This is a genomic window from Leifsonia sp. HAY1-4F, assembly GCF_056755275.1.
Window position 1 is genome coordinate 1 of sequence record NZ_JBNDHX010000272.1, and the last position, 274, is coordinate 274.

The 274-nt window shown below is 66.1% G+C and carries 1 protein-coding gene; it reads left to right on the forward strand.

Features of this window, described 5'->3' with window-relative positions; translation table 11 throughout:
* Window positions 1-274: lyase family protein (locus tag ACPYOG_RS19505; RefSeq protein WP_481295778.1), on the forward strand; the 274-nt coding region annotated here is incomplete at both ends.

Genomic DNA, 274 nt, shown 5'->3' on the forward strand with positions numbered 1-274 from the left:
CGCATCTGCAGACGGCGCAGCCCGTCACCTTCGGCCATCACTGCATGGCCTATGTGGAAATGTTCGGCCGCGACCGCTCGCGCGTGCGCCACGCCATCGAACACATGGACGAATCGCCGATCGGCGCCGCAGCGCTTGCCGGCACCGGCTGCCCGATCGATCGCCACATGACCGCCAAGGCGCTCGGCTTCCGCGAGCCTACCCGCAACGCGATCGACACCGTCTCCGACCGCGATTTCGCCATCGAATTCCTGTCGATCGCCGCCATATCAGT